15 protein-coding genes are annotated in these 13682 nt (G+C 63.9%); 14 read left to right on the forward strand and 1 reads right to left on the reverse strand.

Annotated features, from left to right (window positions below):
- Nucleotides 1–94 precede the first annotated feature (94 nt).
- Together AAHS21_RS13180 and AAHS21_RS13185 are read left to right on the forward strand one after the other, a co-directional pair.
- Nucleotides 95–547, forward strand: coding sequence for a nitroreductase family deazaflavin-dependent oxidoreductase (locus tag AAHS21_RS13180; RefSeq protein WP_342928102.1), 453 nt, complete (start codon nucleotides 95–97; stop codon nucleotides 545–547).
- 158 nt (nucleotides 548–705) lie between these two features.
- Nucleotides 706–1788 (forward strand): GGDEF domain-containing protein, encoded by a 1083-nt coding sequence (locus AAHS21_RS13185; protein WP_342928103.1) that lies wholly within the window; start codon nucleotides 706–708, stop codon nucleotides 1786–1788.
- 39 nt (nucleotides 1789–1827) lie between these two features.
- Here the strand turns inward: AAHS21_RS13185 and AAHS21_RS13190 are convergent, their stop codons facing one another.
- On the reverse strand, nucleotides 1828–2364 hold the full coding sequence (locus AAHS21_RS13190; protein ID WP_342928104.1) for a MarR family winged helix-turn-helix transcriptional regulator: 537 nt from the start codon (nucleotides 2362–2364) through the stop codon (nucleotides 1828–1830).
- 317 nt (nucleotides 2365–2681) lie between these two features.
- Here AAHS21_RS13190 and AAHS21_RS13195 point away from each other — a divergent pair, with 317 nt between their 5' ends.
- The 12 genes from AAHS21_RS13195 to AAHS21_RS13250 all read left to right on the forward strand — a co-directional run bounded on the left by AAHS21_RS13195 (nucleotide 2682) and on the right by AAHS21_RS13250 (nucleotide 13679).
- Nucleotides 2682–4190, forward strand: a complete 1509-nt coding sequence (locus AAHS21_RS13195; protein WP_342928105.1) for a toluene monooxygenase — start codon at nucleotides 2682–2684, stop codon at nucleotides 4188–4190.
- Between the two features lie 4 nt (nucleotides 4191–4194).
- Nucleotides 4195–4440 (forward strand): toluene-4-monooxygenase system B family protein, encoded by a 246-nt coding sequence (locus tag AAHS21_RS13200; RefSeq protein ID WP_342928106.1) that lies wholly within the window; start codon nucleotides 4195–4197, stop codon nucleotides 4438–4440.
- Complete coding sequence (locus tag AAHS21_RS13205; RefSeq protein ID WP_342928107.1) at nucleotides 4433–4771, forward strand: Rieske 2Fe-2S domain-containing protein; 339 nt, start codon at nucleotides 4433–4435, stop codon at nucleotides 4769–4771. The genes AAHS21_RS13200 and AAHS21_RS13205 overlap by 8 nt, the downstream gene beginning before the upstream one ends.
- The gene (locus AAHS21_RS13210) at nucleotides 4768–5079 is read left to right on the forward strand and encodes an MmoB/DmpM family protein (protein WP_342928108.1); all 312 of its coding nucleotides are present in this window, start codon (nucleotides 4768–4770) and stop codon (nucleotides 5077–5079) included. Before AAHS21_RS13205 ends, AAHS21_RS13210 begins: the two co-directional genes overlap by 4 nt.
- A 3-nt stretch (nucleotides 5080–5082) precedes the next feature.
- Nucleotides 5083–6072 carry a toluene hydroxylase gene (locus tag AAHS21_RS13215; protein WP_342928109.1) on the forward strand — a complete coding sequence of 330 codons (990 nt, stop codon included), beginning with the start codon at nucleotides 5083–5085 and terminating at the stop codon, nucleotides 6070–6072.
- A gap of 61 nt (nucleotides 6073–6133) precedes the next feature.
- The gene (locus tag AAHS21_RS13220) at nucleotides 6134–7144 is read left to right on the forward strand and encodes an alpha/beta hydrolase (protein ID WP_342928110.1); all 1011 of its coding nucleotides are present in this window, start codon (nucleotides 6134–6136) and stop codon (nucleotides 7142–7144) included.
- 2 nt (nucleotides 7145–7146) lie between these two features.
- The gene (locus tag AAHS21_RS13225) at nucleotides 7147–8007 is read left to right on the forward strand and encodes an SDR family NAD(P)-dependent oxidoreductase (RefSeq protein WP_342928111.1); all 861 of its coding nucleotides are present in this window, start codon (nucleotides 7147–7149) and stop codon (nucleotides 8005–8007) included.
- A 26-nt stretch (nucleotides 8008–8033) separates the two neighbouring features.
- Nucleotides 8034–8954 (forward strand): ferritin-like domain-containing protein, encoded by a 921-nt coding sequence (locus tag AAHS21_RS13230; RefSeq protein ID WP_342928112.1) that lies wholly within the window; start codon nucleotides 8034–8036, stop codon nucleotides 8952–8954.
- Nucleotides 8951–10453 carry an NAD(P)/FAD-dependent oxidoreductase gene (locus AAHS21_RS13235; protein WP_342928113.1) on the forward strand — a complete coding sequence of 501 codons (1503 nt, stop codon included), beginning with the start codon at nucleotides 8951–8953 and terminating at the stop codon, nucleotides 10451–10453. The genes AAHS21_RS13230 and AAHS21_RS13235 overlap by 4 nt, the downstream gene beginning before the upstream one ends.
- A 14-nt stretch (nucleotides 10454–10467) precedes the next feature.
- Nucleotides 10468–11412: a MerR family transcriptional regulator gene (locus tag AAHS21_RS13240; protein WP_342928114.1), complete on the forward strand. Its 945-nt coding sequence runs from the start codon at nucleotides 10468–10470 to the stop codon at nucleotides 11410–11412.
- A gap of 545 nt (nucleotides 11413–11957) precedes the next feature.
- Nucleotides 11958–12164 carry a hypothetical protein gene (locus AAHS21_RS13245; RefSeq protein WP_342928115.1) on the forward strand — a complete coding sequence of 69 codons (207 nt, stop codon included), beginning with the start codon at nucleotides 11958–11960 and terminating at the stop codon, nucleotides 12162–12164.
- A 282-nt stretch (nucleotides 12165–12446) separates the two neighbouring features.
- Entirely contained in the window at nucleotides 12447–13679 is a 1233-nt protein-coding gene (locus AAHS21_RS13250) for a sodium-dependent bicarbonate transport family permease (protein WP_342928116.1), read from the forward strand.
- Nucleotides 13680–13682 lie beyond the last annotated feature (3 nt).

Below are 13682 nucleotides of genomic sequence, written 5' to 3' on the forward strand. Positions count from 1 at the left end.
CGTACCAACCGATCACGACTTGCTGCCTGACAACCGTCGTTTTCCGGCTCGGCGATAGCCCGCGTTCGGCGCGGGGCGCCCTAGCCTCGGCGGGGTGCAGAAATTCGACGACGAGCTGTTTCGGACCGACACGGTCGCACTGCAGACGTTCAACCAGCAGATCATTCACGAGTTTCGGCAGAACGCCGGCAAGGTCGGCGGCGTCTTCGAGGAAGTCAACGTGCTGTTGATGACCTCGACCGGCGCCAAGTCAGGCCTGCCGCGGTTGACCGCACTCGCGTACTTCCCGATCGATGACGCCCTGGTGATCATCGGTTCGCGTGGCGGCGCACCGAACGACCCCGCATGGGTGCACAACCTACGCGCCAATCCACAGGTGCGCCTGGAGATAGGCACCGAATCGTTCGAGGCCATGGCCCGCGAGGCGCTGGGCGAGGAGCGCGATTCGCTGTTCGACCAGGTAGTGTCCAGATCGCCGAATTTCGGGGTTTATCAGACCAAGACCACGCGTGTCATCCCGGTGTTCGCACTCCAGCGCGGCAAGTGAGCGGCAATTGAAAGGCCGACGACGCCTGCCCACCGGGCTCCGCGATCCCGCTTTGCGCGAACAGCCCTGCATTTCAGCAACCGGTAAGTAGCATACGACCGAAGGTTTGGTCGGCGCCGTCGATTTCCGACGTCACCGGGGGCGAGGGGCGTCGGTAAATGGGGTGGATCAGCGCGTGGTGGCGGCAGCCCGACCACTACGACTGGCTGTCGGAATACCTTGCTGCGCGCGGACTGAAGCCGTTTGTCCGCTTCCTGCTCGTCGCGATCCTGACCACCCTGGTGGCAGCGACGGTGTTGATGCTCAGCAGCCCGTCAGGTCCGCACGCACCCGCGCAGCGCGCGGCCGCCGTGGCGGCCATCGCGATCCTCGCGGGGTTCGCGCTGGTATACGGGCGGTGCTGGCCGACCCGGGCGCAATCCAAGATCTTTTCAATGGTCGGCGCGCTGGGCATCGCGGTGGTCTGCATTGCGCAGACCGACCCGCGAAACGGAATGCTCGGGTGTGCGGCATTCGGCGGCCTGGCGGGTTACGTCGCGTTCTTTCACTCGGCTCGCGTGTTGGTTTTCACGCTCGGCACCGCGTCGGGTGCGGCAGCAATCTGCGCCGCCCGGATCGCCGCGAACAGCGACGCATTGATCGCAACAGCGAATTGGCTGGTGCTCAGCGCAGGGCTGCTGGCAGTACCGTTCTGCGGTCAGGTCCTCGTGCATTGGTTGTCGGTGGACGCCTTGAAGTCCTCGACCGATCCGCTCACCGGTCTGCGCAACCGGCGGGGCTTTTATCGAATGGCGCCCAAGCTGCTCGCCGGGGACGAGCGCCCGCTGTGCATCAGCGTGTTGATGATCGATCTCGACAATTTCAAGCGCATCAACGACACCTACGGTCACGCGACCGGAGACCGGATCTTGGTGGCCGTTGCCGACAGCCTCCGCCGAATTCGCGACGGCAAGACGGTGATCGCTCGCGTCGGCGGGGAGGAATTCCTGGTCGCCGAGAGCATTGGGAAGCAGGAAGCACTCCAAGCCGCCGAGGCCATGCGGGTGGCCATTGCCGCGACCCCCTGGTACGTGACCGCCAGCGTGGGTGTCAGCAGCGTTCGTCTGCCGATGGTGGTCGAAAGTCCCGGGCGCCAGATCATCGAAAGCCTGGTCGAGGCCGCCGACGCCGCGATGTACGAGGCGAAACGCGCCGGCGGAAACCAGGTTCGGTTGTCCGGATACCGCTACCAGATGGACTAGCCACGTGGCTGCCGGGAAGGGCAGCTCCACGACGATGCGCTAGGCGGTGACGTGTTCGGCGCAGTCGACCCGTAGGTCGGAGACCGACATCGGCGTGTCGTAGAACCTGCACCGATAGCGTCGCGTGTCGGCTGCGATTGTTTCCAGCTGCACACAGGTGCTGCACGCGCGCACAACCGGAAGCAGTTGTGCCTCATGCAGTCTCGCAATGACCACCAGCAAGCTGTCGAGCAACTGCTCGGCCTCGACTCGGTCCAGCTTCGACGTGGCGATCTCCGCCGGCGCCGTCCACCGGGACACTTCGGTCGCGGCCTTGCGGCCGGCTTGGGTCAACACCAGGTCGTGACGGCGTCCATCCTGCGGATCTCGGGTACGCACCACCAGGCCCTTGCGGATCAGCGCGGCGATCGCATCGCTGACAGTGGGATCGGCGACATTGAGTTCGCGGGCGAGCGCGGTGCTGCGCGCAACGGGAGGCGGTCCGACGAAAAGCCAGACCAACACCCGCATCTGAGTGCTCGACAGATCGTGCGCCTCCGCGTTACGGCGCGCGAGCACATGCAGCGCGTCACCCACGCGATCCAGCGCCGCGACGATCTTCGAATCGAGGCTGCGATGCCGTGCCCCTTCGGACTTCAGAACTCGACCTCGTTGAGCAGGCCCGGCGCGCGGCCGTGAGTGGCGTCGTCCGCCCGGTATTCGTCAGCAACGGTCACGCCGGCCTTCTTCCTCTGCTGTCCATCGAGTTCGCACCGGATCGTAACGCTGGCAGCCCAACGCAGATGACGATGCGAATCTGCGTGAGCAGAACCCTTAGGAGTCCTTGAAATATACCTCATCATGAAGGCCAACTTCGTAATTCACGCAGTTCACCGAGGCACCAAGGACGACCTATGCCGAAACTCGCACGCAGTGACTGGTACGACCTCGCTCGCGACACCAACTGGACCTTCCGCTACGTCACTGACGACGAGGTGTTTCCTGATGAGCTGTCCGGGACGCATCGCGTCTCCGCCGAGAGCTGGCTCAAATGGGACGAGCCCTACAAGATCGGCTACCGCGAGTACGTTCACAACCAGGTCACCAAGGACACCACGACGTACTCGTTGAAGAACGCGATCGGGCGCTCGAACTTGTTCGATCAACTGGATCCGGGTTGGAAGTCGGTGATCGTCGCGCACTACGGGGCAATCACGATGCCCGAGTACCTGGCGTCCATCGGTGAAGCCCGGATGGCCCGGTTTGGCCGCTCCGCGGCGTGGCGCAACACCGCCACCTTCGGCACCCTTGATGAGGTCCGGCACGGTCAAATCCAGGCGTTCTTCCCGTTCGGTCTGCTCGACAAGGAACCACGAGGCGACTGGGCACTCAAGGCATTTCACACCAATAACTGGATCGTGCTAGCCGTCCGCTATTTGTTCGACGACATGTTCGTGGCCAACGACGCCTTGTCCATCGCACTGCAGCTGACATTCACCTTGGAGACCGGCTTCACCAACTTACAGTTCCTCGGTATGGCCGCCGACGCCATCGACGTGGGTGACCTGGAGTTCGGCGCCCTGATCAGCTCGATCCAGACCGACGAGGCGCGCCACGCCCAACAGGGCGAGCCGACGATCAAGGTGCTTATCGACAACGGTGAGGCCGAGTGGGGCCAGTTCCTGATCGACCACATGTTCTGGCGGTCGTGGCGAATTTTCGCACTGTTGACCGGTTTGTCGATGGACTACTACACGCCGCTGGACAGCCGGCGGATGAGCTTCAAGGAGTTCATCGAGGACTGGGTGGTCAAGCAATTCGCCAACCAGTTCCGCGATTACGGGCTCGAGTTTCCTTGGTATTGGGACGAATTCATCAACGAGTTGACCTGGTATCACCACGCCATCCACCTCGGCGTGTGGTACTACCGGCCCACGGTGTGGTGGAATCCCGACGCCGGCGTGTCCGAAGCCGAACGGCTGTGGCTTGAGGAGAAGTACCCGGGTTGGAACCGGGACTTCGGCAAACACTGGGACGTCATCACCGAGAACGTCCGCAACGGCGATATCGCGGCAACCCTGCCCGAGACGCTGCCGATCACCTGCAACCTGTGCCAGCTGCCGGTGGTTCGCGCCGCGGGCGTAATCGTGGGCGCGCACACCGATCCGGCCCCGCCGACCCATGTGCACAACGGGCGCAAGTACCTGTTCTGCTCGGAGCCGTGCCGATGGGTCTTCGCCCAGCGGCCGGACCGATTCGCCGGCCACCAATCGCTGATCGACCGGGTGCTTTCCGGAGAGATCAGCCCACCGGACCTCGGCACCGTGCTGCAGTACTTCGGGCTCTCAGCCGAGGAGCAGGGCCAGGACGCCGACGACTACGCGTGGGCATTGAACGGTTCGAAGAACGGGTCGAAGGGCTAGGTTCATGGCGCTACTTCCGCTGACCGCATTGTTCGAAGGGGATGTGCTCGAACTACTGGTCCCGGTCGACGACGCCGACACCGTCGAGGCAGTCGGTGCGGCGATCGCTCAACACGTCGTCGGCCATCGCGTCGCCAAGCGCGATGCACCGATCAGGCTGCGCCACAACGGAAAAGTGCTCGACCCGCACGTGGGTATCGCCGCGTCCGGTGTCGGACCACTTGACCACGTCGAGGCCTTCTATGACTAGCACCCAGACGTGGACACCGGTCGCCACCATCGACGAGCTGTGGGAGGGCGAAATCGCCGAGTTCTATGTCGGTGATCGGCCGATCCTGCTGGCGCACTTGCGCAATGGGGAGATCCGCGCCTACGACGGCCGGTGTCCGCACGCGAGTTACCCACTGGCCGAGGGCAATGTCGACGACGACGTACTGACATGCGCCGCGCATAGCTGGGAATTCGATCTGAACACCGGCGCCGGCGTGAATCCCGCCGGCTGCCGGCTACGCAGCCACCCGGTGCGCCGCGATGGCGACCACATCGTCGTATCGCTTATCGAAGATGGGAGCCAAGTATGACCGCAGCAGCTGAGCAGGCCAAGCTTGTCGGTCCCGTGGTGCGGGGCTTTGATCCCGAGATCGTCTCGGCGCTCACCGACGCCATCTACGCCGACAACCCCGATGCCGCGGTCGTCATCGAAGACAATGCCGGTTATGTGCGCATTCACGCGCCGCGCTTCCTGCGCGTCACCCGATCCAGTCTGGAAGCCGCTGCGGGACAGCCATTCCCGCTCGCCACGCTGGAGCCGGCATTGGTGGGGTTTGCCGGCCGGATCCGCTACGTCGGCGACGACGAGCTGCACTGGTACCTGGATCGAGAGGACTGACAGATGACTGCCGCCACGCCCCGACGGCTCAAGACGTGGAGTATCGCCGGCGACACCCGGCGCAAGCCAACCGAGTACGAGGCCGTGACCGGTCGATTCCACTACCACTTCAATCGCAAGCCCGCTCCCTTCGACCTCGATGCGGCCAGCGGGATCAACCGGTGGTACCTCAAATATCGCGAAGGCTCACCGCTGCAAGCCGACAGCTGGGAAGGCTTTCGCGATCCGGCCGCACTGAACTATCGCCGCTACATCGCGCTGCAGCACGACCGTGAGGTCTACGCCGAGGGCGTCGTCGACCACTACGAGGCGCTCGACCACGACGCGCAGCTGGACGCCAGCTGGGTCGAGACGCTGAATCGGATTTACCTGCCGGCTCGCTACGCTTATCACGTCCTACAGATCACCGGCCTCTATGTCGGGCAACTGGCGCCGAGCGCCTACATCACCAACGCGGCGTTCTTCCAAGGCGCCGACGAACTGCGCACCCTGCAATGGACCGCCTACCGGGCTAAGTCACTCTCGCTGAGTCACGGCACACACCTGGCCAATACCGAAGCGACACGGAGGATTTGGGAGATCGACGAGGCGTGGCAGCCGGCCCGCGAAACCCTTGAGCGCCTGCTGCTCGCCTACGACTGGGGTGAGGCATTCACCGCGCTGAACCTGGTGGTCAAGCCGGCGCTCGACGCGCTGTTGAAGGAGGCGTTCGTGGATCTCGCCACATCCAACAGTGACGGTTTGACCGCCGCGCTGTTGCAGGAGTCCCGCGTCGACACCACCCGCAGCCAGGCGTGGAGCGCCGCCCTGGCCCGCTATGCATTGAACGCCAACGCCGCCAACACATCGGTAATCGACGGCTGGGTAAAGAAATGGCGTCCGCTGGCAGACCGTGCCGTCGAAGGCCTGGCCACAGCGTTTGCCGATCCCGCGGCGGCCCGTCGTCGCGTCACGGAGTCGGTTGCCAACTTCACGACTCAATGGGCGGACTGACAACCGCTCCGGACAAAACCTGCCATTGACGAATGTCACCATTTGCTGTTGACTGCGTTGCATGGCGGACATCGTTCCGGCCCGCGGGTCACTGCGGTCCCGCGGCGCAGCGGCGGTAAGCACCTACACCCTGCGGCCGTTCAGTGGGCTGGTGCCGCCCGAGCGCCCGTGGGGAATCTGGCTGTCGCGCCAGATGATCGCGCGGGTGATGGCCACCTTCGGCCCCTCACTGTCGGGCACCCGCGTTGAACTGGTCGACACGAGACTGCCCGACGGTCGCCGGGTCAAGGGCGAATGGGTGTACGGGCCCCGGACGCCGACCAGCGAAACCAGGCATTCGTCGCGCAAACTCGGCGCGATCTACTACGTGCACGGCAGCGGTTATGCCGTATGTTCGCCAAAGACCCACCGGCGGTTGACATCCTGGCTGTCATCGCTGACCGGCTTGCCGGTGTTCAGCGTCGACTATCGGTTGGCGCCGCGTCATCGTTTTCCGACCGCCGCCGACGATGTCCGGGCAGGCTGGGACTGGCTGGTGCAAACGTGTGACGTGCCGACGAAAAATATTGTGATAGCCGGTGATTCGGCGGGTGGTCACCTGACGGTCGACATGCTGCTGCAGCCCGAGGTCGCCGCGAACTCTCCTGCCGCGCTGGTGCTGTTCTCGCCGCTGATCGACATGACGTTCGCACTCGCACTCGCTCGCGAGAAGATTCGTCCCGATCCCGCCATCCGAGTCGCCGACGCGGCCCGTCTGGTCGCGCTGTACCACCCGGAAATCGAACTCACCCATCCTCGGTTGACACTCGACGTCGCCGGCGGTGTGATGCTGCCGCCGACCCTGGTTCAGGCCGGCGGGGCCGAGATGCTGCAGGACGATGCGCGGCAGTTGGCCGCCGACATCAAAGCCGCCGGCGGCCGCTGCGAGCTGCAGGTCTGGCCGCACCAAGTCCATGTGTTCCAAGCACTTCCGCGCATGACGCCTGAAGCGGCAAAGGCCATGGGCTACGTTGCGCGGTTCATCGCCCACGCCTTGCAGGATGCCCGCGCCGTCGTTGACGAGGTGGGCTGACGGTGCTCGGACCACTGGACAAACTGCTCGGCACGTCGAAGACCACCAGCCACAGCGCGTTGGCCGTGGTGACCGGGGCCGGCAGCGGGATCGGGGCCGCGTTCGCCGTCGAGCTCGCTCGCCGTGGCGGCACGGTGGTATGCAGTGACATCGACGAGGTCGCCGCGCAACAGACCGCGGACGCCATCGCCGAACACGGCGCGAAGGCGATCGCGATCCGCTGCGACGTTTCGCGAATCGACGACGTTCGCGCGCTGGCCGAAGAAGCACGGTCCTTCTTCGGGGCCGCTCCCACGCTGATCATCAACAACGCCGGTGTCGGCGCCGGCGGCGCAGCCATCGGCGATGTGCCCCTGGATGATTGGGTATGGACGTTGGGCATCAACCTGTGGGGGCCGATTCACGGCTGCCACGTGTTCACCCCGATCCTGCGCGAGGCCGGGCCCGCGCACGCCGCACGGGGCATCATCAACGTCGCCTCGGCGGCAGCGTTCGGTGCCGCTCCCGGCATGGCTGCCTACAACGTCAGCAAGGCCGGCGTGCTCTCGCTTTCCGAAACGCTGGCCGCCGAATTGTCCGGTACCGGCATCCGGGTCACCGTGTTGTGTCCGACGTTCGTCAAGACCAATATCGTGGCATCGGGCCGGATCAGCGAGGAATCCAGCGACCTCGCCAACACGCTGATGCGCTGGACCGGGTTCTCGGCGCATAAGGTCGCACGGACCTGCCTGGATGCTCACGATCGCGGTGAGCTCTATTGCATGCCACAACTCGACGCCAAGATCGGCTGGAACATCAAACGTCTTGCGCCGCAGGCCTATACCCGCGTAGTTGGCCTGGTGTCGCGGGCAAACATGCACTGACAAACGCAACGAGAAGGGGGCTGCTGGTGGCCATCGACATGGAAGCCATGCTTGCCAAGATCAAGGATCGCCAGTGGGCGCTCGCCGATATCGATTGGGACGCACCGGGGGCCGACACCATCAGGCCCGAGTTTCGGCCCAAACTCCGGGCCTTCATGGCCGACCTGTGCTGGATCGAGAACATCGGCGCCCGGGGATTCGCGGCGCTCGCCAAGAAGGCGCCGAACCCCACCATCGCCGAGATCTACCGATATTTCCACGCCGAGGAGCAACGGCATGCCAACGCCGAACTGGCGCTGATGAAGCGCTGGGGCATGCTCGACGACGGCGAGATTCCCAAGCCCAACGTCAACATCCGGTTGGCCATCGAGTGGCTGGACACATTCGCCGATGACATGCCGCTGTCGGTGCTGGGCACCGTGATCCCGATGCTGGAGGTCGCACTCGACGGCGCGTTGCTGAAGTTCCTCCTCGACACTGTGCAGGACCCCGTCTGCCATCAGGTTTTCGAGAAGATCAACAACGACGAATCACGGCACATCGCCGTCGATTTCGAGGTGCTGGAGATGATCGGCAATGCCAGCGCGCGGCGGCTCGCCATCGAATTCGTCGGGCGCTTCGCGTCCCCTGGTCTGATCATCGGCGTGCTGATGTACGTGCCGCTGCTCAATCGAGTCCGCAACGAGATGGCCGGCATGGGTATGGATTCGGAGCGGTTGTTCAACGCTGTCAACCGTTTCAAGCAACTCGGCGACCGGGGTGAACGCACCCGGCGGGTGCCCACCTACAAGTTGCTCAAGCGCCACGGCATGTGGGTAGTCAACCCGAGACACCCCTATCAACTGTTGGCCAATTCCATGCTGTGGCTGTCGGATTTCTATCCCAAGCCGCTGCTGAGGCCGGCACCGAGCTGGTCGAAGGAACTCACCCACGAGCCGGCAGCGTGACCATGGCAAACGACCACACCTACGCAACGCTGATCATCGGAGCCGGCTTCACCGGGCTCGGTACCGCAATTCGGTTGGCCGAAGCCGGAATCACCGACATCGTCATCCTGGAGCGCGCCGACCGGGTCGGCGGAACCTGGCGCGACACCACCTACCCGGGGGCCAGCTGTGACGTGCCGTCGCTGCTCTACTCCTACTCGTTCGTGAAAAACCCGACATGGTCGCGGACGTACTCCCCCGCACCCGAGATCTGTCGCCACCTCGAAGACATGGCGACCAAGTTCGACATCCGTCGACACATCCGTTTCAAGCACGAGGTCAACGATCTGACCTTCGACGAGGTCACCGGCGTGTGGACGGCGAAGACCAAGAACCGCAAGAAATTTCGGGCCCGCACCGTCGTTTTGGCCTCCGGTCCCCTTTCGGATGTCAGCTTCCCGAACATTCGTGGTCTGAACACCTACCGGGGACACAAGATCCACAGTGCCCGCTGGGATCACGACTACGACTTCACGGACAAGCGCGTCGCCGTCATCGGGACCGGCGCCAGCGCGATCCAGATCATTCCCGAACTGGTCAAACAGGCTGGATTCGTGAAGGTATTCCAGCGCACCCCGGGCTGGGTGCTGCCCCGCCTCGATATGGCAACCCCATCGGCAGTGCAAGCTCTTTTCGCCAAAGTGCCTGCCGCCCAACAACTTGCCCGCCAGGCGCTGTTCTGGGGACACGAAGCCAGCGCCACCGCCCTGGTGTGGGACACCCCGCTGACCTCGCTGGTGGCTCGGCTCGGCCAGGCTCATCTGCGCGCCACCGTCAAGGACCCGTGGCTGCGCCGGCAACTAACCCCCGATTTCGCCCCCGGCTGCAAGCGGATGCTGGTCTCCAGCGACTATTACCCCGCGCTGCAGCGCGACAACTGCAAGCTGATCTCCTGGCCAATCGCGACGCTGAGTCCCGTCGGCATCCGCACCAGCGACGGTATCGAGCATCACCTGGACTGCATCGTGTTCGCCACGGGGTACGACGTCCACCTCACCGGCCCGCCGTTCGCCGTCACCGGCCTCGGCGGGCGGTCGCTGGCCGACGAATGGGCCAATGGCGCACAGGCTTACAAGAGCATCAACGCACACGGCTACCCGAACCTGTTCTTCATGACCGGCCCCAACTCCGGGCCGGGACACAACTCGCTGCTGGTCTATATCGAGGGCCAACTCGACTACGCGGTGCGCGGCATCCGCACCATCCTCGACGACGACCTGCGCTATCTCGACGTACGTGAAGACGTGCAACTGCGCCACAATCAGAGCATTCAGCGCCGGCTCACCAAGACGACCTGGATGTCGGGTTGTCGCAGTTGGTATCTCACCAAGGACGGGTTCAACGGCTCGATGTACCCCGGTTTCGCGACCCAGTATCTTCGCCAGATGAGCGATTTCCGCTATGCGGACTACCAGGCGGTGGCGCGCGGGGCGACCGCGCGCGTCACGTCGTCGGCCTAAGCTGACGCACTGAGATGGCACAAAAACCGGAACCCGGCACGATCGCCAGCGTCCTGTACAACGTGCGACGGGCGCCCAAACGCGTTCGGCGCCAATCGCGCGACTTCATCGACACCGCGGTGTCGCAGCTGTTCGACGCGGCCGTGCGTCACCCGCACGGCGACGCGGCTTCCGGGGAGTACCGGATTGACGACCTGGCCCGGCTGGCCGGCACGACCACCCGCAACATCCGGGTCTACCGGGATCGCGGGCTGCTGCCGCCGCCAATGCGGGTCGGGCGTATCGCGTTGTTCAACGACACGCATCTCACCCGGTTGCGGCTGATCACTTCGATGCTCGACCGCGGCTACAACATCGCCCATGTGCGGGAAATGCTGGGCGCCTGGGAAGAAGGCAAGAGCCTCGGCGACGTGCTGGGCCTCGAGACGGCCATCGTGGGCAGCTGGACCACCGAGAAGCCGGAGACCATGCCGCTCGCCGACGCCGAGGCGCTCGTCGACGACCCGACCGCGTTCGACCGGCTGGTCGGCTTACAGGTGATCCGCGTCGACGGCCAGCAGGCCACTGTGACCCGGCCCAAGCTGATCGAAGCGTTCAACGAGATCCGGGGCTACGGCGTCGAATTGGAGAAGCTAGTCGACCTGCACGAGCAGATCGTGCCCGAGATCGACAAGATCAGCGACCTGTTGGTGCGCGCTGGCGCCGAACACGTCATCGACAAGATCAAACCCGGCCAGGCGCTGCCCGCGGATGCCGAGATCGCCGAGTTGATCACGATGCTGGTGCGGTTCCGCACCCAGGCGGTGGCGACCGTCACCGCAACGCTCGCGTCGTCGATCGAGTCGAACATCGAGTCATTGACCAGCCGCATCCTGGCCGATTACCTGGAACGTTCACCGGAAGCCGGAACCGAGGCGCCGCCCGACGAATTGTCGGCACGCCGGCGCAACGCCAATTAGCGCGGCCGTTAACGCCGGCGTCGAGCGCTTCACGCAGGTTTGCCGTCCGCGTCTCCCGGGGCGCTGCGCGCCGATCGGTCGCTCCTGGAATTAATCCGGCGTCGCCGCTTCGCAGTGGCCCGGGCGGTCGGCCGCCCGAGTTCTGCGTCCGACCCGTTTCCGCAGGCAGCAGCCGCGAAACTCATCGCATGAGGGCCGGTCGAGCAGGCCACCCGGAGGCATCGGCGGCCCAGTACGTTTGCCCCCCGTTCACCTGCTTAGCGAATAGGAAAGGGTTACCATGACGGTGTTCCCCGTAAAATCACTGGCTCCGACGCGGACTGCATGGGGGGCTGACCAGCCGACCGGCGCGGAGAAGGGGGTAGTTCGGGTGAACCGCTACCCAAAGGATTCGAACCGCCGAAGCATTTCGGGGCCGGAAGAACCGCGCCGGACGTTTCCCACGGACTCTGACAGAAAAACGTAACAAAGGTTTAATCCGGCCGGTGCGGATGATCCAGCAAATGCCCGATCGCGATTAAAACTCATCCACTGAGAGGAACATCATGTTCGTGATCAGGCTCGCGAACGGTGAGGAAGTCCACGGTTCGGACGGCGACGAACTCGAAATAAACCAGGAAACAGGCGTGCTTACGGTTTCCCGGGTCGACGGATTCGAAGAAATTACGACGTATTACTCGCCGTCCGCCTGGCTGTCGGTGACCCACCGCAAACGGGGCGCCGGCGTGCGGCCCTCGCTAATTTCCGGTTGAGCAGCGACACGCTAATCCTGACAGTAAATGCACAGCGAACTCACACCAGATTCACGCTAATCCCACCTTACCCCGTCCGACCAGCATCGCTGTGACCACGGGTTTTGGGATCCACAGCCATTTCGGCGCGGCTTGGAACGACATGCACAATTCGGGTCAGATCCGAGTGGCGGTTTGGCAGCGGCAGAGCTAAATTTTCCACGGTCGTCGGGATGTTCGTGGTAGCCCCCGCTTGCGGACGGTGCTTCCCCCGGGCCACCGGACGGAAAAAGAGAGGCACCAATGCTGCAAGAGTTCTGGCATAACTTCACGCATAACCTGTTCAAACCGCTTCTGCTTTTCTTCTACTTCGGATTCATGATCCCGATCTTGAAGGTGCGATTCGAGTTCCCCTATGTGATCTATCAAGGCCTCACCATGTACCTGCTGCTGGCTATCGGCTGGCACGGTGGTGAGGAACTCGCCGAGGTCAATGCCTCCAGTGTCGGGGCGATCGTCGGATTCATGGTGTTGGGCTTCGCACTCAACTTCGTGATCGGCATCATCGCCTATTACCTGCTCGGTTGGGTGACCAAATTGCGCAGGATCGATCGGGCGACGATCGCCGGCTATTACGGGTCGGACTCTGCCGGGACATTCGCCACCTGTGTGGCGGTCCTGGCCGCAGTGAACATCGCCTTCAATGCGTACATGCCCGTGATGCTGGCCGTTATGGAGATTCCGGGCTGCCTGGTGGCGCTCTACCTGGTGGCCCACCTGCGGCACCGGGGAATAGACGCGGCGGGCAACATGGCCGACGAGCCGGGTTACGCGCCGGTGAAGGTCGGCATCGGGCCTGGCACCGCGGCACGGCCTCCGCAGGGCCAGAGCTTGGAGACCGAGCGCGCGATCGAGGACGAACTTGAACTCTCGCTGGAAAAGGGCGAGCGCACAGACGAACTCGACGTCAGCCCGGGCGTGCAGCTCACCCAGAAGAAGCCGTCCATCTTCTCCCGCGAGCTGTTCCGGGAGGTGTTCCTCAACCCCGGGTTGGTGCTGCTGATCGGCGGGATTGTGATCGGCCTGATCAGTGGTCTGCAGGGTCAAAAGGTCGTACAGGACGACGACAAGTTCTTCGTGATGGCATTCCAGGGTGTGCTGTGTTTGTTCCTGCTCGAGATGGGCATGACGGCCTCGCGCAAGTTGAAGGACCTGCGAACGGCCGGGCCCGGGTTCATCTTCTTCGCAATACTTGCGCCGAATGTCTTTGCCACGCTGGGGATTATCGTTGCCTGCTCCTACGCGAGCCTGACCCACACCGACTTCAAGACGGGCACCTACGTGCTGTTCGCGGTCTTGTGCGGCGCGGCGTCCTACATCGCGGTGCCGGCAGTCCAGCGACTGGCAATCCCGGAAGCGAGTCCGACGCTGCCGTTGGCCGCGTCACTGGGTCTGACGTTCTCCTACAACGTCACGATCGGCATCCCGCTCTACATCGAGATTGCCCGCCTCGTCGAAGGGTGGTTCGGCGTTTGACGC

The sequence above is a fragment of the Mycobacterium sp. 050272 genome, assembly GCF_039023525.1.
Lineage (GTDB): Bacteria > Actinomycetota > Actinomycetes > Mycobacteriales > Mycobacteriaceae > Mycobacterium.